Consider the following 25,612-nt stretch of genomic DNA (forward strand, 5'->3'; position numbering starts at 1 on the left):
CCTCCCGTACTGCCGTTACACCCCAACCATATACTCATGCAGGGCTGTCAACAGTTTTTTCTCTTCCCCTCTGGGATTTACCAGCTTCAGATCCAGTGCTTTTCCGGTTCCCAGGGCACAAACTCCCAGAATGGATTTGGCATCTACCGTGTAGCTTCCCGCCGCCAAATCATATTCCCCGTCAAATTTTCTTATGGTATTTACAAATTTCCATACTTCATCCGCATTGTCAAAACAGATTTTAACCGATTCCATAATTCTATCCTTTCATTACTCTTATTATTTCACCTGATTTTTACTCTGTGGAATATTGTAGCTAAAGTATCTCCGTTTTTTTCTTAAATATACAGTTCGTTGATTAAAATATGGTTAAAACATGGTTCCTGTGTCGGAAAATATAAATCAATCGCGATATAATACATTATGATATACCAGGAGGTGTTAAATGGAATTTACAGAAAGTAGTCAACTGGAGTTAAAAGAAATAATAAATACAGATTTTAAGAAAGAAATTATAGCATTTGCCAATTCCGAAGGTGGGGAAATCTATGTTGGTGTTTCAAGGGACGGGGAAATCATAGGAATAGAAAATGCCGAAAAGGAAATCTCACGTAAGGATGTTGAATTGTTGCTGGGATGTTCCGGTTTTCCGGCCCGGAAAGTTCTTATGTCCCTGCTGTCTCAAGGAAAGATCCGTGTAACCGGTAAAGCAAAGGCAACAAAATATGTTTTAAATTTCTGAATTCAGCAGGATCCGTTCCGGCCGGCTTTCCCAGGAAAGCCGGCCGGTATTTTGTATATCCGGAAAATTTTTGCTTACGGAACGCACGGCAGGAAAGCAGTCGTGCTTTGCAATCACTCATGTACTTCACATCTGTACGGCTCTTTCTATCAGCTCAACACATCCGTCATATCCGAGAGAAGAGCTGTTCAGGCACAAATCATAATTCAGGGGATCTCCCCACTCCTTCTCCGCATACATTTTATAGTAATCTTTTCTCTGTTTATCCTTCATGCGGATATAAGAATCCGCATCGGTCATGGGAATACGATCCGCCTTGTTGGCCCGTTCCCTTCTGTCCGCCATGGAGGAAGCGTATATGAATACATGCAGGCTCCTGCGTTTATCCTTAAGCACCTCGCCCGCACAGCGGCCGATGAAAATACAGGGGCCTTCCAGGCTCAGGCGGCGGATTGTCTCCGCCTGTGCCTGATAAATGCGGTAAGGCAGCATTCCCCTGTCATTTCCACGGAAATTTTCCACCGCAGCGGCCACCGAATAAAGAAGGCTTCTGTTGACTTTCTCATCGTTGGCCCGGACTTCTCCCGGGTTAAGACCGTATTTTTCCGCCGCCATCATCAGAAGCTGCCCGTCATAATAGGGGATTCCCAGCTTTTGGGACAGCTTTTTCCCGATTTCACGGCCGCCGCTGGCATACTGACGCTCTATAGTGATTGTTCTCAGATTTCCCATTTCCTTTTTCTCCCTTTCTATGCGGTTGCATCCACGAACTGCGAATTGTAAAGCTCTGCATAGAAGCCGTTCTTTGCAAGGAGTTCTTCATGGCTGCCCTGTTCGATAATATCGCCGTCCTTCATTACCAGGATCAGGTCTGCATCACGAATGGTGGACAGCCTGTGGGCGATTACGAAACTGGTTCTTCCTTCCATAAGCCGGTTCATGGCTTTCTGGATCTGCTGCTCCGTTCTGGTATCCACGGAGCTTGTCGCTTCGTCCAGAATCATTATTTTATTATCCGCCAGAATAGCACGGGCAATGGTAAGAAGCTGCTTCTGTCCCTGGGAAACGTTGCTCGCATCCTCATTAAGCTCCATCTGATAGCCTCCGGGCAGTGTCTGTATGAAATGATGGGCATGGGCTGCCTTTGCCGCCTCTATCACTTCTTCATCCGTGGCATCCAGACGGCCGTAACGGATATTTTCCATGATGGTGCCCTTAAAGAGCCAGGTGTCCTGGAGCACCATACCGAATATTTCACGAAGCTCGCTCCGGTTAAATTCCCGCACGTCGGAACCGTCCACCAGAATCGCACCGCTGTTCACATCATAAAAACGCATGAGAAGCTTAACCATTGTGGTCTTTCCGGCTCCGGTAGGACCGACTATGGCTACTGTCTGGCCGGGCTTTACGGAACAGTTGAAATTATGAATGATGATTTTATCCGGGTTATAGCCGAACACCACGTTCCGGAAATCCACCCTACCCTGGGGAAATTCCAGATGTACGGGATTTTCCGCCACCTGTTCTTCTTCCTCTTCTTCCAGGAATTCAAATACCCTCTCTGCGGCGGCCGCAGTGGACTGGAGCATATTGGATACCTGTGCCAGCTGGGTAATCGGCTGGGTGAAGTTTCTTACGTACTGGATAAATGCCTGGATATCACCGACAGTGATCGTTCCCCTGACAGCCAGCATACTTCCCACCACGGCTACCGATACATAGCCCAGGTTGCCCACAAAGGTCATGATAGGCTGCATCAGGCCAGAAAGGAACTGGGATTTCCATGCGGACTGGTAAAGGATATTGTTGGTTTCGTGGAAAATCTGTTCCACATCCTCTTCCTTATTATAGGCCTTTACGATATTGTGGCCGCTGTAAACCTCTTCCACCTGCCCGTTGATTTCGCCCAGGTATTTCTGCTGTGCAACGAAAAATTTCTGGGACTTTTTTACCACAAGCCCTATCAGTCCCGCGGATATGGGGAGAATGACTATGGCAATCAGGGTCATCAGGGGACTGATGCTCAGCATCATGATAAGCACGCCCACCATGGTGGTCAGGGAGGTGATCAGCTGGGTTACGCTCTGGTTAAGGCTCTGTCCCAGCGTATCCACATCGTTGGTGATACGGGAAAGCACCTCACCTACCGTCCTGCTTTCAAAATATTTCATGGGCATCCGGTTAATTTTGGAACAGATTTCCTCCCGGAAACGGTAGGCCAGCCTTTGGGATATGCCGGTCATGATCAGCCCCTGTACAAAGGAAAGGACCGCGCTCAGCACATACAGCCCCAGAAGGAGCAGCAGGATCTGACCGATTTTTTCAAAATTAATGCTTCCGGTGCCGGAAACCTTGGCAACAAGTCCGTTGAACAGCTCCGTTGTGGCCTTACCTGATATTTTGGGGCCGATAATACCGAATACGGTACTGCCGATAGCAAAAAACAATACGGCAACAAATGCGGGCCAGTAGCTGCCCATATATTTCACCAGTTTTTTTATGGTGCCTTTAAAATCTTTGGCCTTTTCACCGCCCATCCGGGCGCCGGGGCCATGCATCTTCACCGGTCTTCTCTGATTCTCACTCATGATGCGCTTCCTCCTTTCAGCTCTGACTCAGACAACTGGGAACGGGCAATTTCCTGGTATGCCTCACAGGACGTAAGCAATTCTTCGTGGGTTCCGATTCCGGCTATCCGCCCTTCATCCAGTACAATGATCTGGTTGGCATGGAGGATGGTGCTGATACGCTGTGCCACAATAATTACCGTGGCATCTTCTATTTTTTCATGCAGGGCTTTCCGCAGAACCATATCCGTTTTGTAGTCCAACGCGGAAAAGCTGTCGTCAAACAGGAAAATCTTCGGATCCTTGGCAATGGCCCTGGCGATGGAAAGACGCTGCTTCTGTCCGCCGGACACGTTGCTGCCGCCCTGGGCGATAGGGCTTTCATACCCTTCCGCCTTGCTTTCGATAAACTCCACAGCCTGCGCAATATCGGCCGCCTGCTTCATCATTTCATCCGTAATATAGGAACCGCCGTACTTGATATTCGAAGCGATATCACCGGAGAACAGGTTTGCCTTCTGAGGGACAAAACCCAGGATACTTCTCAGCTTATGCTGGGACATTTCCCGGATATCCACGCCGTCTATGGTAATCTTCCCTTTTGTTACGTCATAAAACCGGGGGACAAGATGAATGAGCGTGGATTTCCCGCAGCCGGTGCTGCCGATAATCGCTGTGGTTTCGCCCGGCCTTGCCGTAAAGCTGATGTTCTCCAGGGCATCCTCCTTTGCTCCGTCATACCGGAAGGAAACATCTTCAAAGGAAAGCTCTCCTTTTACCGCTGACAGCCGGTCATCTTTCACGGAAGGCGCATCATGTATGGTAGGATCCGTATCCAGAACCTCCTGGATTCTTTCCGCAGCCACTCCGGCACGGGGAAGCATAACGGAAATCATGGTGATCATCAGGAAGGCCATGACAATCTGCATGGTATAGGTGATAAACGCCATCATGTCGCCTACCTGAAGGTTCCCCGCATCGATTCCCTTTCCTCCGAACCATATGATCATGACGGTAACACCGTTCATAATCAGCATCATCATAGGCATCATAAAGGTCATGACACGGTTGGTGAACAACTGGGTTTTCATCAAATCCTTATTTGCGGTTTCAAAACGGTCTTCCTCGAATTTTTCCCTGCTGAAAGCACGGATGACGGGGACTCCGGTAAGGATTTCCCTGGACACCAGATTCAGACGGTCCACCAGGGACTGCATTTTCTTGAATTTGGGCATAGCCACCTGCATCAGCACAAGCACCACGACGGAAATAGCCGCTACCGCTACCCCGATAATCCAGCCCAGGCCGGTTTTAGTGCTCATTACCTTGACAATACCGCCTATCCCGATGATAGGGGCATACAGCACCATACGCAGCAGCATAACCTCCACCATCTGTACCTGCTGGATATCGTTGGTGCTTCTCGTGATCAAAGAAGCAATAGAAAACTTATTCAGCTCGTTATTGGAAAAGGACACAACCTTGGTAAAAACCTTTCCCCTTAAATCCATACCGATTCTGGCTGCGGTCCTTGAGGACAGAAGGCCGGCCAGAATAGCAGCCGCCATCATGAGCAGTGTCAGGCCAAGCATTTTTCCGCCTGTGGAAAGCAGATAATTCATCTGTACCTGCTCCAGATCCATTCCCAGGGCTTCGTACTCTCCCTGGATAAAGAGGATGGCCTTCTGGGTGATCACGGAATCACTCATATCCCCCATTTCCTGAACGGCCTCCTCTTTTATGGCGGTAAGCCTGGAATCGTCAATGCCCTGGGCTTCCATCATTCCCTTCAGGCTTTCGACATCCGTCTGCCCGGATTCCCGGATGGAGCCAAGAATCACCATAGGCATTCCAAAATCCTCATTGAGACGGTTAATCGTCTCCTCATCCGAGGTATTTAGCTCATATATGCCATCCACCAGATCATAGGCCTGCTGTGCTTCCTTTTTTTCATCCGCCGTCATAAACAGGCCCAGGCTGTCAAAGGTTTCCTCCCTCATTTTCACGGGCACCGCATTCTCTATGCCTCCCTGCTGAATCCCCACATCCACGATATCGGAAGTATAGGAAGGCAGCGCCAGATCACAGTACGCCTGGCCTATCAGAAGCAGAACGATGAGCAGGACGGTGACTTTGTGCTCACCCAGGTGTTTAAACAATTTCCACATTCTTTCAGTCTCTCCTTTCAGATGCTCTATGGCGTTTGCAGCCATCTGTCTTGTGCCAAATAAGTCAAGATGGCTCCTCGTAAAACATAGGTATGTTTTTTTCCATAAGATCCACCATTTCTTCCCACAAAGCAAGGAAGGTTTCCATCTTTTCTTCTCCCATTTCTTCTATTACCCGGTTGATGTAATCCGTACACATCCTCCAGGCATGCTGTCTGGCATTTTCTCCTTCGGGAGTCAGGCGGACATAGGTTTTCCTTCGGTTTTGACTGTCTACCCTGCGTTCCGCCAGCCCTTTTTCTTCCACAGCCTTCAGTGTCCTGGACATGGCAGGCGGTGACATATAGGAGCATCGCGCCAGTTCGGATACACCAATGCCGTATTCTCCGGGATGCTTCTTCCTATACATATGAACCATTTGCAGTGTTGTGAATTCCCCATGGGTAATATTCCCCAGGTGAATCCCCATATTCACCTTGCCATATCGAAATGTAGTCCGAAGCAAGGCAGTGCGCATTTCGTCCGCCGTCATTTTTCCACTCCTTTCGCGGCTAAAAGCCTTACCTTAATTTGCAAAAACAACATTTAACAATGTTAACAATTGCTTTAGTTAAAAATTATAGGCCGCGAAGCCCGCAATTACAATGTTATTTTTAGAAAAAAAGTATAAAAAATATATAAAGAAACCGTCAATCCGCACAAATTGGGGAAAACTTTTTGTGCGAATTAACGGTTCTCTTATTTAACCATAGGTATCTGTACGGAAGCTTTATCTGCTCAAGGTTTTGACTGCGCCGGGATGCGCAGAACAGTTACGGAAAACGGCTTTACCTCAATCTGCAGCCGGTTTCCTCCCATTTCCTCTGTCTGCTGTCTGTCCCGGATCCGCTCCGGGCAGCCGATGGAATTTACCTGCTGCAGGCAGTCCCCGCACAGTTCGATCCGGGTCAGGGCCGTTCCTGTCTTCCAGCCTTCTTCCAGCTCTATTGTAATCTGGCGGCTTTCTTGCGCCCCATTCACCAGCTTCACGATCACTTCCATTTCCTTACGGTCACAGCTTACCGCGCAATACAGCTGCTCCTCCAGGCAAGCGTCCGTTTCCAGCTCCTCCTGTCCCGTATGCAGGGAATACAGCTTCTGGACATAAAAACTGGGCGTCCCGTAGGCATGTATGTCATCGAACCAGATAAGATCCGGCGACCATTGTGTATATCCAATCCTTGCAAACAAAGGGGCGTAGCACGCCAGCACCACCACATCCGCATTCCGCTCAATTCCCGTAAGCAGCGCCGCTTCCGCAAGGGCCGCTTCCATATTATTGCGGAGGGTAAAATCGGCAATCCCCTGGGGATGGGCCGCGTATTCTCCCGCAAACACCTTCACCTCGCGGGGATATGCATCGTAAAAGCCCACATTGTCAAAGCACCACTTGGGCGGCACATAATAATGTTCATCCACAGCATAAACAAAAGTATCCTTTTTGCGTGCTGCGGGACGGATCCAGTTCCAGGCGGCTTCATATTCCCGGGAATTCACATTAGGCCCGGCGGAACCCAGCAGACGGATATCGGGGTATTCCTTATGTATAGCCTCCTCAAACAGCTCATATCTGTGGAAATAATCCACATCCTCCGTTTCCCACTGTTCATTCCCGATTCCCACCATGGTAAGGCCGAAAGGCTCCGGATGGCCCATGGCGGCACGAAGGGCACCCCATTGTGTTGCGGTATCCCCGTTGGCAAAGGAAATCAGATCCAGGGTATCCTGGATAAATTCCCGGAACTCCCCGCTGTCTGAGGCCACCTTCTGAGTGGACTGGTACTGGCAGGCAAGCCCCACATTCACTACGGGAACCGGTGACGCCCCCAGATACTCGCACAGAAGGAAATATTCGTAATAGCCCAGTCCCAGCGTCTGGTTATAATGAGAAAACGGGGTTTTATAACCGCACTCCTCTTTTGTGTCATGGACGGACCAGCGGCTCCAGTTCACCCGCCTTTCCTCTGCGGGTCCCACGCTTTCCTTCCAGCGGTACCGGTTTTCCAGCGTATTTCCTTCCACAATACAGCCTCCCGGAAAACGCAGGAAACCCGGCTTCAGCTCCTTCAGAAGCTCGGCCAGATCCCTGCGGAACAGGCCGCATACTGCATCCTGTGGCATCATGGATATCATATCAAAGGCAACGCTGCCGGCCTCTGACAGCCGGATGACAAAGGATGCATTCCGCACCTGCGCCGCCGCAGTCAGCGTCAGCACATATTTTTTCCATTCCCCGTCAATGCCCCCAAGCTCCGCCTTTTGTGTATAAACCTGTCCTTCTTTTTCCACATCCACCAGGATATGGCCCCGGTAATCCTCCGCCTTCGCCCAGAAGCTGACCCGGTAAACGGCATCCTTTTTCAAGGCAATACCGTCGTAGGCTTTATTGGTAAAACCCGCCATGGCCTGACCGGCCGTAAAAATCAGATAATGGGGATTCACCGGATTCTGGGGCATCCGCGTATCCAGCAAAAGCGTTCCCTTCCCTTCTGCCGGATAGGCGCTCCAGCCGTAAAGGCCCGCAAATTCCTGGCTGTAATGGTCGTAACAGCCTCTGGATTCCCGGAATTCAAAATTACGGTTTTCCAGCATTTCCGCATACAGCCCTCCGTCCGCCGCATAGTTAATATCTTCAAAAAACAGGCCGAACATTCCCGGCTGTATGGCCGTTTTAATTTCCCGGCTGATTTTTATTTGATTCATTTCTTCCCGCCCTTTCTTTTTCCGCTTTCCCGTTTTCTTTTTCTTCTTCCTGCGGTTCCCTTTTTCGGATCAGGGCCGTCTCTATCCGCTGATCCTCGATGGCCTCCACATGGATATCCAGGCCGTTCACCTGTACGTCAAACTGGCTTCCGTCCGCAGGAATAGTACGGAGGCAGCTGTATATCATGCCCCCAACGGTATCATAATCCGTATCCTCCGGCAGGTCAATAGCAAGCTCTTCCGCCAGTTCGTCCATAGCAACCCCGCCGGAAACCCGCCAGAGATTCTCCTCCAGCCGGACCATTTCGGGCACCTGATCGGGATCAAACTCATCATAGATGTTGCCTACGATTTCCTCCAGCAGATCCTCCATAGTAATAATCCCCGCCGTCTGCCCATACTCATCAATGACAATGGCGATATGCACCTTATTGGTCTGCATATCCCGGAACAGGTCATCCGCATGGATCGTATCCGGGACAAAATATGCCTCCCGCAGCAGCTCCTGCATCTGTTTCGGCTCTGTGCAGCCACGGTTAAGCAGATAATCCCTTGCATTCAATATACCTGCGATATCATTGATATCTTCATCGTAAACCGGATATCTGGAAAGCCCTGTCTCCCTGATAGTACGAAGGATTTCTTCTTCCCCCTCCTCCAGGGAAAAGGAAACCACATCGGCCTCCCTCGTCATGGCGTCCCTTACGGAAATATCATCAAACCGGAATACATTCTGTATCCATTCCTGTTCCTCCTGATCGATGGTCCCCTTTTCGCCGCCAAGCTCCACCATCATGCGTATTTCCTCTTCCGTGACGGAGTCCTCCTCCGCTTCTGTTTTCATATGCAGGATACGAAGGACCGTATTGGTGGAAAAGGACAGGAACCAAATGATAGGTTTCATGATAACTGCCACGCCGGATATAACACCGCTGCTGAACCGGGCTACCTCCAGGGATTTCTGCATGGCGATCCTTTTGGGAACCAGCTCCCCGAAAATCAGGGTGAAATACGAAAGGATAATGGTGATAACCACCACGGCCATCGTATCCAGCGCCGCTTCCGGTATCCCCCTGAAGCCCAGATCCACATAAACCCATTTTACCAGATATTCAGAAAAATTATCGGCGGCAAACGCACTTCCCAGGAAACCGGCCAGCGTGATACCCACCTGGATGGTGGATAGGAAGGAGGCCGGTTCCTCCACCAGACGGAGCAGCTTGCCCGCCTTCTTATCCCCCTCCTCCTCCAGCTTCCGCAGTTTCGTCCCGTTGAGGGAAACCACCGCGATCTCCGCCGCAGCAAAAAACGCATTTAATAAAATCAGAACTACCTGTAAAAGTAATTGTTTCGGTATCGATGTCAAAATAAATCTCTCCTTTTTCCTCTATTGTTTTGCAGTCTCTCTCTATGGAGTGTTTCTCCATTCCCCCTCTCCGCCTCCCGGCGGCAGCGCTTTTTTTCTCCAAAAAAGCACAAAAAGACACAGCCTGTCAAGCTGATGCTAACAGGCTATGCCCTTTAAAGGTTTCCGCTTTATTTTCCGGTTATCATTCGTTTCCCCCTCAGGGTCCGCGTCTTCCATGAAAGCCCTTTCCTTTCTTCACGTATTGCTGATGAACTCAAAGTTTGATTGATGTATTTATTATAAAGAAAAAACAGAGTACATGTCAAGGAAGCAGGAGGCATCTTAGCATTAATTTTTCATGGATATGTTACTGTTCCCGCCAAAAGGCGGGTAGAATGAAATAAGGATATATGATATACTGTAAATAAACTATGGGGTTTTATCGTAAGGTAAAGGGATACATAACATGCATGACGAGCGGAAGTTGGGAAGAAAGGCTTCGAAATCGTTTGCCAGACGGATTATCAAGGTCTGGGTTTTCGGAGTGCTGGTACCTCTTCTTGTGGTGGAGGTACTGATTCTGTGGCAGTTTTACCGGATCAACCACAACGATGTGGATGAAGAAATTGAAAATAATCTGAATAAGGTATCTGTCGATATGGCGGCGCTCATGAACAGCATGAATTCCATATCCTGGCTGCTGGAGGCCGACGGTACCGTGGGCAAGAACCTTCATCTGTATTTTGATGAGGAGGACACGATAAAGAAAGGGGAGCTGCTGATTTATCTCAGGGAGCAGATCGCCAATTATGAAATCGCCAACCCTTCTATCGGAAACCTCACCTATATCTATATCCCCAGAGGCGGCAAAACGCCCGTCAAAATCAACCAGACCTCCCTGGCGAACGGAGAACTGCCGGAGGATACCTATTTTCTGTGCAGATGGCAGAAGATGGATTTTTACGGGCCGCACGAGTCCAAATCCAAAGTGGCATCCTACCCCTGCCTTTCGCTGCTGCGATCCTACAAAATGGAACAGGAATACGGGGATATCTACATTTATCTGGAATCGGGATACAAGTATCTGGAGAAGCTCTTTCCGGGCAGTGTCATGGGCATGGACACCATCTTTCTGGTCGAATCCCAGGAAGGGCGCATCATGTACTGTTCCGACGAAAATCTGGTTCCTCTTTATTCGGATCTGCAGAACAGCATGACAGGGCCTGCAGAAAAAAAACGCCGCTATAAAACCTACGAAAGGACAGAGGAAGGCGGCTGGAAAATCCATCTGTGGGTTCCTGTAAAGGAATATTACCGGCAGATATACGGGATGGCGCTGAACCTGAGTGTGGTCACCCTGTTAGCGGTTTTTGCCTGTATTCTCGTTTCCGTCCTTCAGTGGAAAAGTATCTATACGCCTTTTACCAAATTCGAAAAGCGGCTTCAGCTGATAGCATCGGACAACGATGTGGAGACCAAGGTGGAGCAGATGAATATTCAGGAATTCGACGATAACTTCGCATTGCTTGACAAGATGAAAAGCAACATCCTCCTTCTTCTGAACCGGGTGCAGGAGGAAGGGAAAAAGAGATCCGAGCTTGAAATCAAGGTGGTTCTCGGTAAAATAAACCCGCATTTCCTGTATAATACCCTGGATACCCTGAAATGGTATGCCGCCGGAAAAAAAGACAAGGAAATGGTGCATTTCATCACATCCCTGAACAAACTGCTTTTATATAACATGTCGAAAACAAGGGAGACCACTCTGAAAAGCGAGCTGGAGGCCGTCGGCGCCTATATTGTCCTGCAGCAGCTGAAGTATGATATCCGTTTTCATATGGACACCGGCAAGCATCCGGAAATCCTGCAGGCGGATATGCCCCGGTTTGTGTTACAGCCCCTTGTGGAAAACGCCATCCTGCACAGCGGTTCCGATCAGGGGGATATCTGGATCGAGGTGGAGCTTCTTGCGAACGGGAAAATCGCTATTCTCGTAAAAAATGACGGAACCCCTATTAATCCGGAACAAATCAAAGCGGTCCTGGTACAGAAAAACGATATTTCTTCCAACGGCATCGGACTTCAGTATGTGGCCCGCATGCTGGAAAACCGGTTTGGGGATGATTTTGAACTGAAAGCGGAACGGACGGCGGACGGGGTAAACGTGGTGGAAATCCGGATTCCGTTTGAGGCGGAGGAGATCTGCGGAAAGAGGGATAAGTCGGAGAGGGGGATATCCGTAAAATGATCAAGGTATTTGTTGTAGATGACGAAAAGCTGGTCCGCCGTGGGATTCTCGGCCTGATTGACTGGGAAACCTACGGGATGGAAGTCGTGGGTGATTCGGGAAGCGGGGAAGAAACGCTGTCGTTTCTGCGGAAAGTTGAGGTGGATCTTCTGTTTACCGATCTGGAAATGCCGGGGCTTTCGGGGATTCCCTTCCTCCAGGAGGTCAAGAGGATCCGCCCGGATCTGCAGATCGTGGTCCTGACCATGCATCAGGAATTCGAACTCATCCAGCAGGCTCTGCGTATCGGCATCCTGGATTATATCACCAAAGCACAGATTGAGGAAGAAAATATAGACGCCCTGATGAACGGGATCAAAATCCGCTATCTGGAAACCATGCACCATACACAGCTGGGCGGAAGGAATGTGCTCTATAACGAGATATATGTCTGGGAAACGGAGAGTAAACTAAAGTGTGAGGAAGCGGTAAAACTGCTGGAAAGGCATACGTTCCCCTTCGAATTCTTAAGCGAGACACGGCTTCTTTTTTCAGGGGAGTGCAACAGCATACGCCTGAAATCCATCATTGAAGATTTCGGGGCGGAAGAGTCCTCCCTTCTGGAAATCAAGCAGGTAAAGGGGACCGCCTATGATCAGCTGGAGGATACCCTGAAAACCAGGCTGGAAAATAAGCTGTTTGAGGATCGCCGGCCCGGCTGTTTTACCTATACCTACCTTTATCCGGCGCTTTTACAGGAGCCGTCCGGCGCATCCAGAAAGGAAATACTGGAGCTGAGCCTGAAAATGGAGTTTATGGTCTATGAGGAATGTTATGAAGAAGGAATGGAAAAAATCCGCCGCGCCGCGCTCTCCCGGGAAGAGCGGACCGCTGTTTTCTATCACTTCAGCCTCTACTGGTCCGGTTTTTCCGGGAAGGACTTCACCCGGTATTTTGAAGAGGTAGGCGGCTTCCGGTGGTGGTACCAGTGGAGGGAATGGTTTGACGACACCCGCCGCCTGGTAAGGAAACGGATTGGGGAAGCCAATGAGGAAATCGGTACGATGGAGGCCATACATAAGGCCATGAACTATATTAGGGAACATATGGACAGGGAAATCACGCTGGAGGAGCTTCTCCGTCTGACGGGAATGAGCAAAAGCCATTTTTCCAAGCACTTTAAAAAAATCACGGGAAAGACTTTTGTGACCTATCTGAATGATATGCGTATAGAATCAGCCAAAAAATACCTTGTGGAAACCAGACAGCCCATATACTGGATCGCCAGCCAGGTCGGTTATATGGATGAACACTATTTCCGAAGGATTTTCAGGGAAAGAACCGGTGAAAATCCTAAACAGTACCGTGATAATAACTGAAAAGCAGAAAAATTAACAGCCAAAACAGTAAAACTGCACAATTGTATCATAAAAAGGGGATAATTGTATTTCAAAAAATGAAAAAATACAATTATCCCGTTTTTATGCACAAAACGGCCTTCAATATAATCTAACATTTGATATAATTATAAACAGTAAACAAACGATCACAATAAGGGGGATAAAGAATGAAAAAGAAAGTAATCGCAATGCTCCTTTCCGCAGCAATGACAGCCGCCTGTCTGGCCGGCTGCGGATCAAATGCGTCCACATCGGGCGGCAGCACATCCACAGGCGGCGATACCGCAAACACGGAAGCCGCAGCCGATACGGGAGACTCCGCAGCTGCAGCAGATAGCGGGGAATCGGCTAAAAGTGCGGAAGAGCTTCTGCTGGAGCCTTATGACGAACCTGTGGATATCCATATCGTGCTTCAGTACAGGGAATCCGAGGATCCCAATACCCCTGCCGACTGTACGCCCGAAACCTCCACAGCCGTCAGGCTTTTGAAGGAAGAACTGAATATCAACCTGATCTATGACTGGATCGTAAATGCGGATCAATATGAAGAGAAATTCGGCGCAGAACTGGCAGCCGGCAATCTTCCGGACGTATTTATGGTAAACCCGAACGATTTTGAAGATTTGGCAAGCCAGGGCGGCCTCGCCGATTTGACCGAATATTATGAGAAGTACCGTTGTGACGATTTGGATAACATCTTCAATTATGACGGAAATTTTATCAATGTTGCCAAAAAGGACGGAAGCATTTATGGACTGCCTATGGGTACAGACCCGGCGCAGATGACCTCACAGATGATTTATAACATGACGCAGCTCGAAAGCGTGGGCATTACTTCCGCTGACCAGCTTCCGAAAACCATTGAAGAGTTTGAAGCGCTCTGTGACAAGCTGATGGAAGTGGATTATAACGGCGACGGCAAGACCGGCGGCCCTGTCATCCCCGCCTGCAAGAACTACATGGACGCGCAGCTGGCGGACTTCCAGCCCTTCTTCCATGCCTATGAAACATGGGCGGACGGCTGGTACGACAAAGACGGCACTCTGCAGTACGCCGGGATCGACGAAGGGATCAAAACCACTCTGACCAAGCTGAATGAATGGTATGACAAGGGCTATTTCCAGAAGGATTTCGCCGCATATGATATCTGGGCTGCGGATTCTCCCATTGTCAACGATATCGTAGCCGGCAAATATGCCATAGTCCCCGCATCCTGGTGGGTTCCCAACTGGCCGCTGAATACCAATAAAGTAGAGCATCCCGACTCCAACTGGGTGATCGGTCCCAATCTCTCTCCTGACGGAAACCAGCCGACTATCATGGTTGACCGTTATCCGGTTAACAACTTTGTAGTGGTGGGCCGTGACTGCAAGAACCCGGAAGCCGTATTCAAGATGATGTACTGGTCCTTACAGTATACGCTGGAAAACAGCAATCCCGAAAGACAGAATGCCATGACCGAAGAAGAAAAAACAGAATGGTACAGCTACGTTTATACATGGCTTCCTTACCGTATCTACTCTCCCACCTGCTTACGGACCAACTTCGAAGTTATCAACAAGCTGGCGGAAGAAGGCAAGACGGAAATCACGGATGCGGATGCCGCCAAGAACAACGAATTCTGGGGTTCCTGGGCTTCCTACCTGAATTATAAGGAAAATCCCGACGACGGTGTTGCCTGGGGTACCTATTTCAGCCGTCTCGCCCCTGACGGCGGTGTCGCCAACATGATAAAGACCATAGAAACCGCAGACATCATTTACGATGAGGTTTATGTCACCACACCTGCCATGGTTTCCAGGAAAGCAGAGCTTGACAAGCTGCGCAACAATACCTTCCTGAGCATGGTCATGGGCGAAACCCCGATTTCCGACTTTGATAAATTTGTGGAACAGTGGAAGGCCCAGGGCGGCGACGAAATCGCAAAAGAAGTAAACGAATGGTATCAGAATAACAAATAAATAGTAAATGCAGCCATAAGAAAGAAAATGCCATATTTTATACGTAAAATATGGCATTTTCTCAAACAACGGATGGCCCGCAGCAGGCGGCATCCGTTGTTTATCGGCTGGGAGAGGAGTATAAGTCCATGGCACAGCAGAAAACGGATTTACAGAGAAAAAAGAAAAAAAAGAGCCTGTACAGGACCAGGGAGCTGCACGTTATGCTGATACCGGCGGTGCTGTTCACCACTTTTTTTGCCTATCTTCCTATCTTTGGCCTGGTGATGGCCTTCCAGGATTTCAAGCCCCTGATGGGCTTCCGGGAATCCCCTTTTGTAGGGTTAAAGCAGTTCCAGTACATTTTTACCATGCCCAGTTTCCGGACGGCTTTTGTAAATACCATGATCATTTCATTTTTCAAGATCGTCCTGAGTATTCTTGTTCCCCTGATCCTGTCCCTGATGTTAAATGAGGTGACAAAAAGCTGGTTTAAACGGTCGGTGCAGACTATTGTATTCATACCCTATTTCTTTTCCTGGGCTATTCTGGCAGGCATGATACTGGAAATTTTCGCCTATGACGGCATCATCAATAATACCATGCTGCACCTTTTCGGCACGGATCCCACGGCATTTCTGGTAAGCAACAAATATTTCCGCACCATAATCATCGGCTCGGATGTCTGGAAAGGAATGGGATACAACACGGTGCTGCTGCTTGCGGCTATCACCAATGTGGATCCCACGCTTTATGAAGCGGCGCAGGTAGACGGGGCCGGCCGGTGGAAGCAGGTGCTTCACGTAACGCTGCCCAGCATCCTGCCTATGGTGGCGGTCCTGACCGTTCTGGGGCTTGGCAATATTCTGAACGCAGGGTTTGAACAGATCCTGATCATGTATAATCCTACCGTTGAGAAAACCGTGGATATCCTGGACACCCTGGTATACCGCCTTGGCATGACCAGCCACCAGTATTCGGCCGCAGCGGCCATGGGCTTGTTTAAATCGGTGATTTCGCTGATTTTTGTGGGGACCAGTTATCTGATTCTCTATAAAAAAAGCGATTACCGCGTCTTTTAAAGGGGGTGCGTCAGATGAAAATCAAACGTTCGGGTTCTTACTATGTTTATCAGCTGTTTAATACGGTAGTTCTGGCTCTTGTGGCGCTGACCTGTATTTTTCCTATTTTGCACGTCCTCGCCATGTCCTTAAGCAGCAGCAACGCCGCTATGGCCGGGCGCGTAACCTTTATCCCGGTGGAGTTTTCCCTTTCCGCTTATGAGTACCTGATGAAAAAGAAGGATTTTTTCCATTCCGTAGGTATTGCGGGAGGAAGAGTTGTGATAGGCACGGCCCTGAATATGATCCTGATTGTGCTTACCGCTTATCCGCTCTCCCGATCCTCCATTCATTTCCGGGGGCGTACCTGGTATATGACCTATTTTGCCATTACCATGTTCCTGGGCGGCGGCCTGATCCCCACCTATATGGTCATTAAAAACCTGCATCTGCTGGACAGCTTCTGGGTTTTGATCCTTCCCTGCGCCATGAATATCTGGAATGTGATCATCATGATGAACTTCATAAGAGGCCTTCCGCGGGCGGTGGAGGAAGCCGCCTTCGTGGATGGGGCCAACCACTGGCAGACACTGTTCCAGGTCATTCTGCCTATGTCGAAGCCGTCCCTGGCATCCCTGCTGCTCTTTTCCATGATCGGACACTGGAACGCGTGGTTTGACGGCATGTTCTACATGAATAATCCCAATAACTACCCCATGGCGACCTATCTGGCAACCCAGATCATTAACAATAACCAGACCATGACAAATATGACGCCGGAGCAGCTGGCCCTGCTTTCCAGCCTCAGTGAAAAAACAGTGCGCAGCGCCCAGCTGTTCATTTCCATCATTCCTATCCTGGTCGTTTATCCGTTCCTGCAGAAATTCTTTGTAAAGGGAATTACCGTAGGCTCTGTAAAGGAATAGGAACACGTAACTGTGAAGGTACTGAACAGTTACAGGAACACAAAGGCGGCCGTTCAGCTAAGTACGGACGGCTGTAAACAAAGAAAAGCATGAAAGACAGTAAGGTATGACAGGGAGGAGAGGATACGGATATGAGTTTTGCAGAGGTGAAAAAAGTAAACGGCAGCCCGGCACTGGTGATTGACGGAAAGGCCTGGCCGCCTATGGCTATGACAACACGTTTTCATAAGCCGGAGTATATTAAACGGCTGGGTGAATCCGGGCTGAAGGTTTTTTTCCTGATGACCAATACGGACTGGCTTCGGCCGGGAAAGGATGATACGGATGAACACGGCATGCGCCAGCATGAGCCCGGGGGAATGGAAGCGTTTGTCAGGAATGCCGAAACCCTTCTGGAGCAGGTGCCGGATGCCTATATTATAGTGAGGATCGGACTGCACCCGCCCGTGGACTGGATGGAGGAAAACAAGGAGGAACTGATCACCTACCAGGACGGAAGCCACGAGCCGGCAATCCTGTCCTCCGAAGTCCATATGGATGAAATTCCGGGCATGTATTCTTTTGCTTCTGAGAAATGGCAGGAAGCGGCGGGAAAGGCGCTGAAGGAATTTTGCGATAAGGTGGATTCGCTTCCGTTTGCAGATCGGGTCATAGGCTATTTTCTGGCGGCCGGCGGCACCTCGGAATGGTATCCGGTGAATGTGATCTGTGACAGGGAAAAAAATAAATATGGCGATTTTTCCCCTTCCTTCCTGAAGTTCTACGGGGAATTCCTAAGGAAACGGTACGGGACGGAGGATAAGCTTAAAAAGGCATGGAAAAAAGAGGATGCTTCTTTCGAAAGGCCGGTCATCCCCAATGTGCAGGATCAGTACTTTATTTTTATGGAAGAAGGCATCATGGATGCCATGAAGTATTACGAAAGCGCGGAGCGTATTATCGGTAAAAATATTGACATGGACGCGGAAAAGGCCGCCAATCTTGGCGTGTTCTTAAATATGACGGATTACAGGTATGTGGCGGACTTTTACGACGCGTTTCATGAAGCTACGGCGGAAGCCATCATTTACTTTGCCAGGCTGCTGAAGGAGCGTTATGCCGGCAAAATTGTAGGGGCGTTTTACGGTTCCTACGGATGTACCGATTTCTTTAACAGCAGTACGGCCACTTCCACACTTCCGATACTGGACTCCGGTTATGTGGATTTTCTGGCGGCGCCGGGCGTTTATAATAACAGGGAGCCGGGCGGCAGCGTGGCCCAGAGAGAAATGCAGGATTCCTTCCGGCTGCGGGGCCAGATGTTTGTGGCGGAGGAGGACAGCCGCACCCATCTGGAGGACAGCTTTTACCGGGACGCCATGGGGCTTTATGATGTGCGGGACAGCATAGTGACCCTGAAACGGGATTTTGCAAGAGTCCTGTGTGACGATATTTATGCATGGTGGTTTGATCAGCATGCACAAGGCGGGCGGTATCAGCAGGAAGATATATATAAGCTGTTTAGCAGACAGGAGGAAATCGCCCGGTTTGCTTATGGGCTTGACCGGAACAAGGAAAACGAAATCGCCCTTATTTATGATCAGGAGAGCTGCCATACGGTTTCCATGTATACCAATACCCTGATGCTGGATTATTACAGGACTTCAGATCTGCCGCGGATCGGCGCGCCGGTGGATTACTATTTCCACAACGACTGCGCCCGGGAAGATATGCCGGATTATAAGCTGTACGTGATGATGAATGTTTTCTGCCTGACGGATGAGGAGCGCAAAGCCATCATCCGAAAGGCCAGGAAAAACCACGCGGTGGTACTGTGGCTGTATGCGCCCGGATTTATCAACCCGGATGCCGGGCTTGTGATGGGTAATGAAAATATAGAGCAGCTCACCGGTTTTAAGACGGGGCGGATCGATCATACCTGTTCGCCGCGGTTTAAAATCACCGATCGGAAGCATCCCGCGGTGCGGTATGCGGTGGAGGATCGCCGGTATGGCTTCATTGACAGGGATGTGCATTCGAATGTGTGGCTTGAAAACGTGATTCTGCCCGCCTATATGAACCCGGGCTTTTACATCGATGATCCTCAGGCCGTTATCCTGGGCACCTATTGTGAGCTGGGACTTCCCGCTTACGGGCTGAAGGAAATGGACGGCTGGACGAGTGTATACTGCGCACCCCAGATTCTGCGTGCGGAGCTTCTGGCCTCCCTGGCGGAATATGCGGGCTGCCATCTCTATAATAAAGAGGATGACATCCTGTTTGCGAATAAGAATTTTGTAACACTTCATGCATCCTATAAAGGAAAGCACACCCTGTATTTTAAACATCCGTGCAGCCCTTTTGAGGTGTATGAGAAGCGTTATTACGGACATAATGTGACAACGCTGACACTTGAAATGCGTATGGGGGATACGCTGATGTTTTCCCTGCATGGAGAGTGCTGAGTGCGGCAGTGCCCAGGCAGGCGTGTCTGATATGCGGGACACGGCCTGCCATTTTTTTCTTTTATAATCCAAACGGATTTCGGGGCAGTCCTATCGGCTGACGGCCTCTATGGGACACCCGAAATACCGGTACTCCGTGGCTTTGCAAAAGCCGCACCTTTCATACAGATGCAGCGCGGTTTCATTTCCTGCCTCCACACAGAGGGCTACCTCGTCCTTTTGCGACGCCGCCAAACGCACCGTCTCCTGCAGAAGCCGTCCGCCCTGTCCCGTTCCCCGGGAAGCGCAGGCGATGCACAATCCGAAAATCACGGCCCGCTCCCCGCTGATATCCAGACAGCAGCAGCCTGTGCATTTCTCCGAATCCTCAATAACCGTCAGCAGGGTATCCCGGCTCTGGTAAGAACTCTCCACATAACGCCGGGCCATTTCCGGGGTATCACCGAATGCCTCCGCCTGGATCACGGCTATTGCTTCCAAATCCCCTTCCCGTGCCGGCCTGACCGCAAGAAGGCCTCCGCCCTGCACCATGGCCTGCGTATCTTCCTTCCAAATCATCAGGTACTCTTCCCGCAGCGGGACGGCCCCATATTGTTTCAGGATCTCTTCCGCACCGGCAAAGGCCTTCTCCGTCTTAAATTCCAGTTTCTGATATCCATAGGCCCTGCATTCCTCCAGTGCCGCATGCAGAAGAGCGCTGAAAAATCCTTTCTTTCTCTGTCCGGGATGGACATACGCGGAAATCTCCGCCGTTGTCTCCTGATCGGCATATACGATAAGAATCCCGGCGAGTTCCGGCTCCCCATCCCCGTTTTCCGGATAAGCCCGGAAAAAACAGGGCATTTCCGGAAACACATTGAATTCATTGGTCAGGAACAGTTCATTGCAGGTTCCGTCCGCTTTGTTACAGACTGCCGTCAATTCTGTAATTCTTTCCTTTTCCTCTTTGTCGAGCCGGCTGCCTTTGCGGATCCGTATCTCCCCCGCCTGTCTGATTTCTTTCATTTCCTGGTGTCCTCCCTCGTATCTGCCTATCTTTTTTTCTTTTTATTCTATCACCGGCGGCGGATGCAGGCAAGGGATCCCTGCTTAGGGTGTCACGGGAGGCAGAATCGTTTTCCATAAACCGTAAACTTATACATCATAACCGGAAGTTCTCACCGTATCCGCTATCACCAGCCTGTTTCCTCCGGTAATTTCAATTGCCTTTTTTATATCCATTCCTTCGCAGGGATTCAGATAGATTATCTGATCCTCCCGCAATTTGTGATAATATTCCGCTAAATCCCAGGCTGCCCTGTCATTTAACTGGACCGCTTTCAAATGAGGCATTTTGCTTAATGTTTCCAGGAGATGAGTATGGGAACCGCAAAAATGGATCATGCCTCCGCCGGGGTATAGGGAAAGGAGCCTGTCATCCAGCGGCATAATAAATTCTTCATATAAACCGGCCGAAAGAAGCTGTGTGGTACAGCCGCATAACTGCCCGTATCCCGGAGGCTGTGTCCGGTTCCAGGATATTACAGGCTGGAGCTGACAGGCAGGCAGGTGCGCCCGGTACCATTGATGGATTTCACATAACAAGTCATTGATAACCGCAAGATCATGGGCCGCCGCTTCCGGTTCCATCAGCATCGCTGCCAGAATCTCTTCCCCATACAAATTGGTTGCAATATTGAGGGCGCTGGCAATCGTAGGCAGCCCAAACAAGGGAAGCCGGACCTCTGCATCCCGGAAAGAAAACGCCGCTTCCCTGGCAGATTTCCATGTTTCGTCTCTGTCCAGATCGGGCCGTTCCAGGCTTCCCACTTCTCTTTCCAGATAGTGATTGTACCATTGGCCGTCCTGGAAAAACACCTCTGCCCCCAGAATTTTATCAATGAAATGGACGCCATAAAAAGAAGGTTCGATACATAATGGAACAAACATATCTTCATTATCAATCAGACTTGCTTTCCCTGCCAGATCTTCCAGTTCCATAATTACCCATTCCGCCGGGTTTTCGTATAAAAGTCCAAAATCAGCATTCCCGGTCGTTCCATTGACTGCGAAAAAATGGGTTTCTAAAAAAGAATCCCTTTTTCCGTCAAACAACCCCTGCATTCTTCCAAACCATCCGTCCCTGATCCCAATCCGTTTTTTATCATTCAGCACTCCCCTGGCCTGTTCGCTTAATTTCTGCATAATAATCTCCATTCCTTTTCCGCATAATAACGGTTTCGTTTCCCGGGCGTACTCAGCCCTTAACCGCACCGATCATTACCCCTTTTACAAAATATTTCTGTAAAAACGGATACACACATAAGATAGGCAGCGTGGCGATCACTGTCGTGCAATATTTTACAAGCTGTTTATACTTATCCATTTCCGACAAATCAAGTCCCATGGAAGATGCCGCATTGGATGTATTTGCAATCAATATTTCCCTGAGTATCAGCTGCAGCGGGAATTTATCCCTGTCCTTAATATAGAGCATAGCATTAAACCAGGAATTCCAGTGCCCTACCACATAATACAGTACAAGCACCGCCAATGTAGGTTTGACAAGCGGGACAATCAATTTCCATAGGATTACAAAATCATTGGCTCCATCAATCCTTGCCGATTCAACAAGGCTTTCAGGCAATCCGGAAATAGTAGTCCTCAATATGATTAAATTCCATGTATTAATTGCAACGGGAAAAATCAGGGCAAACAAACTGTCTATCAGGCCCAGATTTTTTATTAATATGTAAGTAGGGATAAGGCCGCCGCTGAAAAACATGGTAAATACAAAAAACAAATTAAGGAAGCGGTAGGTATACATCTCTTTTCTGGAAAGCGCATATGCCCCCAGGACCGTCATCACCATATTTACCATTGTTCCAAATACCACAATGAATGCCGTATTGATATAACCTGTAAATATCCCTTTATAACTCAAAGCCACCTCATAACCCTTCAGGGTAAAACCCAGAGGCTTAAATAATAACCCCGTATGCTGGACAAGCCTTAACGGATCGCTGAACGAGGCTAAAAGGATATACAATATAGGATACAGGCATAAAACAGCAATTATCCCCAGAAAAAGTTTCATAACCAGGTTTCCTAAAATATAAGAAATTTTTTTATTCGTATTCATCCTATTTCTCCCAGAGCCTTACGGCTGTTGATTTACAGTTCCAAATTTACCACAGGCTTTCGTCCGTAGCTTTTTTGCTTAGCCAGTTGGCAAGAATTAAAAACCCAAAATTAATGAGAGAATTAAAGAATCCTACTGCCGCCGCATAACTGTAATTTGCCTCAAGGATACCTCTCCGGTAAACATAGGAGGATATAACATCAGCGGTTTCATAAGTCAGGGGATTATAGAGCAAAATAACCTTTTCAAAACCTACCGTCATAATATTCCCCAGCCTCATAATAAACATAATTACAATTGTAGGCAAGAGTCCCGGCAGCGTTACATGGATAAGTCTTTTAAACCTGCCGCAGCCATCCACATAAGCGGCATCATAAAGTTCTTCATTAATCCCCATAATAGCGGCCATATAAATAATACTGTTCCACCCCGCATACTGCCACAGGTTTGTTATGACAAAAATAGGTTTAAAAAGCCAGGGATTCTGCAGCAGATTATTCGCTTCAAACCCTAAAAAGGACAGGATATCATTGATTACGCCTTCCGTGGCACAAAAATCCACTACAATACCGCAAAGCACAATCAGCGATATGAAATTAGGCATATAAAGCATGGTCTGAACCGTATTTTTGAATTTTTTCCCCGTTATCTCATTTAACAGCAAGGCAAGTATAATAGGGGCCGGAAACCCCACGATAATGTCATAAACATTCAGCATGAACGTATTACGCATCAGCCGTACAAAATACATATCGTTAAAAAAATCAAGGAAATATTTGAATCCGACCCAGTCGCTCCCAAATATCCCTTTCCTTGGCGCATAATCCTTAAACGCCATAATCAGTCCGCCCATCGGCGCATAACAAAAGATGATATAATAGGCCAACACAGGAATAAGCATCAGGTATACATACTTAAATTTCCTGATATCCTTAATCAACTTACCAGGCATAAATTTTCGTCTCCCTCCCGTGAAACAGGAACCCGCCCGTTACAGCCGTTTGCTATGGCTGCAACGGACGTAAATCTCCGGTTCCCTGTTTCTTGCTTATCTGTTATAATACCTCTCCAGTGCCGCCTGCTGATAAGAGACAGCTGATTCGATTTCCAGCTTTTTCATGTCTTCCACATAAGAATCAAATTCATCCAGGCTTTTTGTTCCCATAATAAACTGCAGGACAGCCGTATCCTGGTAAGTTTGTATCTGGTTCATAATCCTGGCGTATTCCTTACCTTCTTCCGCATTCAGTGTGGTCATGGGAATATTTAACCCCGTATCCGCCTCATCCGTTAATGCCTTCCGTATCTCGGCATTCTGCATATTTAAAGCTGGATTGCCTTCATGTTCAAAACGGATAAACGGCCCTATATGGGCTTTAAAAGTAAGGATGGCATCCAATACAGGATAGTCCGGATTATTCAGCATTTTATCCGTATATTCCACCAACGGGTATTCAATGCCGTTATAGGTTACCGTTTCTCCCGTAAGGTTATAGGTATCCCCTTCCGTTCCGTAATTATAAAGCATATACCCTTCCTGGGTATAACCATAATTCAGAAATTTTACCGCAGCCTCCGGATTTTTACATGCCGTGGTTATAGAATAGCTGAACTGCGGCCTTACCTGATAGTTTGTCAGACGGTAATTAACCCGTTCCCCTTCTTCTTTTACCGGGTAACCGCCAGTCATAATAGGGGATACGCCATCCATCCAGGCTCCTACCGTATCCGGGCTATGGATAATCATTCCGGTAACACCTGTCGTCATCATCCGCTTCATTGCATCTTCATCCCTGGTAGAGAAATCTTTATCAATCAGGCCTTTTTCATACCAGTCATTCATTAATGCCAGATATTCTTTGAATTCCGGCTGGATTGGCCCATATTTAACGGTTCCGTTTTCCTGGTAAAAGCCCGGTCCGATTCCCCAGGCGGTCATAAATACGCCTGAGAACCCGTCAATGCCGTTTTTAGGCATAATCAAGGGGCTTTGTGCGCCTTTCTTTTCCTTAAACTGCGTCAGCACATCCTCATATTGTTCCAGGGTTACCGGTCTTTCCAGCCCCAGCTCCTCTATCCAGTCTTTTCTTATTAATATCCCGTTATAACACCATTCCTCATAAGGGGAAATCCCATAAAAAGCCGTCAGCTGTCCATTGTCCGTATAAAAATCCTTCTGCTGATCTTTTTCTACGATTGTTTCAATCGCTTTTAAATAATCGGGAGCATAGGTAGGAACCAGATCATTCAGCGGTATAATGACTCCGTCATCCACATATTTATCTCTGCCCCCTATGAACATATTATCCCCATCCCAACCGGTGCATATGATGTCCGGCAGATCATCCGATGCAAGCATCAGATTAAACTGTTCCTTTTCTTCCGTAGCCGGCGGATGGATAAAAGTTAGTTTTACTCCCAATTCTTCCTGGACCTTTTGCCAGGCTTCATTATCGTCATAGGTCATTGTCTTTCCCACCCAGTAAATAGGCGCCCAAATGGTCAGTTCCACGCCTTCCAGGGAAAGATCCTCGTACGCATTCCCGGAAGTCTCAGATGCTTCCGGGCTGCTTTCTTCCTGTTCCATTTCAGCAGATGTCTGAGACGAGACATCCTCTGCCGGACTGCCGCAGCCTGCCGTCCCCAGAACCAATGCAGCCGAAGCTGTTAAAGCCAGACTTTTTTGCAGCCAACCCCGTTTTCCAAATAAGCTCATTCTTATCCCTCTCCTTCTTTCTTGTAATAAATATTCCCGGAACCATCTCCGGCATGTATCGTTCTTAACCGGTGCAGTTCTTAACCGATACGCACCACTGTGAGAACTTGGTTTTGTTATATCAGTTTTCTTGGCGCTGGTAAATTTACAATTTTTTATCACGTTTGCAAAATCGTATGTAACGGGAAAAACGGATACACAATTTTTTCT

19 protein-coding genes are annotated in these 25,612 nt (G+C 48.5%); 7 read left to right on the forward strand and 12 right to left on the reverse strand.

Annotation, left to right across the window (positions count from 1 at the left end; translation table 11 throughout):
* Window positions 1–15: 15 nt before the first annotated feature.
* Window positions 16–255, reverse strand: coding sequence for an HPr family phosphocarrier protein (locus tag DXA36_RS05260; protein WP_118676999.1), 240 nt, complete (start codon window positions 253–255; stop codon window positions 16–18).
* Window positions 256–445: 190 nt separating this feature from the next.
* Between DXA36_RS05260 and DXA36_RS05265 the strand changes: the two genes are divergently transcribed.
* On the forward strand, window positions 446–742 hold the full coding sequence (locus tag DXA36_RS05265; RefSeq protein WP_118677001.1) for an AlbA family DNA-binding domain-containing protein: 297 nt from the start codon (window positions 446–448) through the stop codon (window positions 740–742).
* A gap of 126 nt (window positions 743–868) precedes the next feature.
* On the opposite strand, the gene DXA36_RS05270 is transcribed toward DXA36_RS05265, so the two are convergent.
* From DXA36_RS05270 to DXA36_RS05295, 6 genes are all read right to left on the reverse strand, one after another.
* Window positions 869–1,474 (reverse strand): cytidylate kinase-like family protein, encoded by a 606-nt coding sequence (locus DXA36_RS05270; RefSeq protein ID WP_118677003.1) that lies wholly within the window; start codon window positions 1,472–1,474, stop codon window positions 869–871.
* A gap of 17 nt (window positions 1,475–1,491) precedes the next feature.
* On the reverse strand, window positions 1,492–3,330 hold the full coding sequence (locus DXA36_RS05275) for an ABC transporter ATP-binding protein (protein WP_118677005.1): 1,839 nt from the start codon (window positions 3,328–3,330) through the stop codon (window positions 1,492–1,494).
* Window positions 3,327–5,477: an ABC transporter ATP-binding protein gene (locus DXA36_RS05280; protein WP_118677007.1), complete on the reverse strand. Its 2,151-nt coding sequence runs from the start codon at window positions 5,475–5,477 to the stop codon at window positions 3,327–3,329. Before DXA36_RS05280 ends, DXA36_RS05275 begins: the two co-directional genes overlap by 4 nt.
* Window positions 5,478–5,541: 64 nt before the next feature.
* Complete coding sequence (locus tag DXA36_RS05285; protein ID WP_118677009.1) at window positions 5,542–6,009, reverse strand: MarR family winged helix-turn-helix transcriptional regulator; 468 nt, start codon at window positions 6,007–6,009, stop codon at window positions 5,542–5,544.
* A gap of 245 nt (window positions 6,010–6,254) precedes the next feature.
* Complete coding sequence (locus DXA36_RS05290; protein ID WP_118677011.1) at window positions 6,255–8,219, reverse strand: alpha-L-arabinofuranosidase C-terminal domain-containing protein; 1,965 nt, start codon at window positions 8,217–8,219, stop codon at window positions 6,255–6,257.
* Entirely contained in the window at window positions 8,188–9,585 is a 1,398-nt protein-coding gene (locus tag DXA36_RS05295; protein ID WP_118677013.1) for a hemolysin family protein, read from the reverse strand. The genes DXA36_RS05290 and DXA36_RS05295 overlap by 32 nt, the downstream gene beginning before the upstream one ends.
* A gap of 448 nt (window positions 9,586–10,033) precedes the next feature.
* On the opposite strand from DXA36_RS05295, the gene DXA36_RS05300 reads away from it, so the two are divergent.
* The 6 genes from DXA36_RS05300 to DXA36_RS05325 all read left to right on the forward strand — a co-directional run bounded on the left by DXA36_RS05300 (window position 10,034) and on the right by DXA36_RS05325 (window position 19,565).
* Window positions 10,034–11,815, forward strand: a complete 1,782-nt coding sequence (locus DXA36_RS05300; RefSeq protein ID WP_118677015.1) for a sensor histidine kinase — start codon at window positions 10,034–10,036, stop codon at window positions 11,813–11,815.
* Window positions 11,812–13,173 (forward strand): response regulator, encoded by a 1,362-nt coding sequence (locus DXA36_RS05305; protein WP_118677017.1) that lies wholly within the window; start codon window positions 11,812–11,814, stop codon window positions 13,171–13,173. Before DXA36_RS05300 ends, DXA36_RS05305 begins: the two co-directional genes overlap by 4 nt.
* Window positions 13,174–13,361: 188 nt before the next feature.
* Complete coding sequence (locus tag DXA36_RS05310) at window positions 13,362–15,155, forward strand: extracellular solute-binding protein (protein WP_118677019.1); 1,794 nt, start codon at window positions 13,362–13,364, stop codon at window positions 15,153–15,155.
* A gap of 128 nt (window positions 15,156–15,283) precedes the next feature.
* Window positions 15,284–16,216, forward strand: coding sequence for an ABC transporter permease (locus DXA36_RS05315; RefSeq protein ID WP_118677021.1), 933 nt, complete (start codon window positions 15,284–15,286; stop codon window positions 16,214–16,216).
* A 14-nt stretch (window positions 16,217–16,230) separates the two neighbouring features.
* Window positions 16,231–17,121, forward strand: a complete 891-nt coding sequence (locus DXA36_RS05320; RefSeq protein ID WP_118677023.1) for a carbohydrate ABC transporter permease — start codon at window positions 16,231–16,233, stop codon at window positions 17,119–17,121.
* A 131-nt stretch (window positions 17,122–17,252) separates the two neighbouring features.
* The gene (locus tag DXA36_RS05325) at window positions 17,253–19,565 is read left to right on the forward strand and encodes a hypothetical protein (protein WP_118677025.1); all 2,313 of its coding nucleotides are present in this window, start codon (window positions 17,253–17,255) and stop codon (window positions 19,563–19,565) included.
* A gap of 90 nt (window positions 19,566–19,655) precedes the next feature.
* On the opposite strand, the gene DXA36_RS05330 is transcribed toward DXA36_RS05325, so the two are convergent.
* The 5 genes from DXA36_RS05330 to DXA36_RS05350 all read right to left on the reverse strand — a co-directional run bounded on the left by DXA36_RS05330 (window position 19,656) and on the right by DXA36_RS05350 (window position 25,402).
* A complete protein-coding gene (locus DXA36_RS05330) occupies window positions 19,656–20,570 on the reverse strand; it encodes a GNAT family N-acetyltransferase (protein ID WP_118677027.1) in 915 nt (304 codons plus the stop codon).
* Window positions 20,571–20,699: 129 nt separating this feature from the next.
* Entirely contained in the window at window positions 20,700–21,749 is a 1,050-nt protein-coding gene (locus tag DXA36_RS05335) for a hypothetical protein (protein ID WP_147366548.1), read from the reverse strand.
* Window positions 21,750–21,801: 52 nt separating this feature from the next.
* Window positions 21,802–22,686 carry a carbohydrate ABC transporter permease gene (locus DXA36_RS05340; RefSeq protein WP_118677031.1) on the reverse strand — a complete coding sequence of 295 codons (885 nt, stop codon included), beginning with the start codon at window positions 22,684–22,686 and terminating at the stop codon, window positions 21,802–21,804.
* A 46-nt stretch (window positions 22,687–22,732) separates the two neighbouring features.
* Window positions 22,733–23,638, reverse strand: coding sequence for an ABC transporter permease (locus DXA36_RS05345; RefSeq protein ID WP_118677033.1), 906 nt, complete (start codon window positions 23,636–23,638; stop codon window positions 22,733–22,735).
* Between the two features lie 96 nt (window positions 23,639–23,734).
* A complete protein-coding gene (locus tag DXA36_RS05350) occupies window positions 23,735–25,402 on the reverse strand; it encodes an extracellular solute-binding protein (protein ID WP_118677035.1) in 1,668 nt (555 codons plus the stop codon).
* Between the last annotated feature and the right edge of the window lie 210 nt (window positions 25,403–25,612).

This window comes from Eisenbergiella sp. OF01-20 (assembly GCF_003478085.1).
In the GTDB taxonomy this organism is placed as follows: domain Bacteria; phylum Bacillota; class Clostridia; order Lachnospirales; family Lachnospiraceae; genus Eisenbergiella.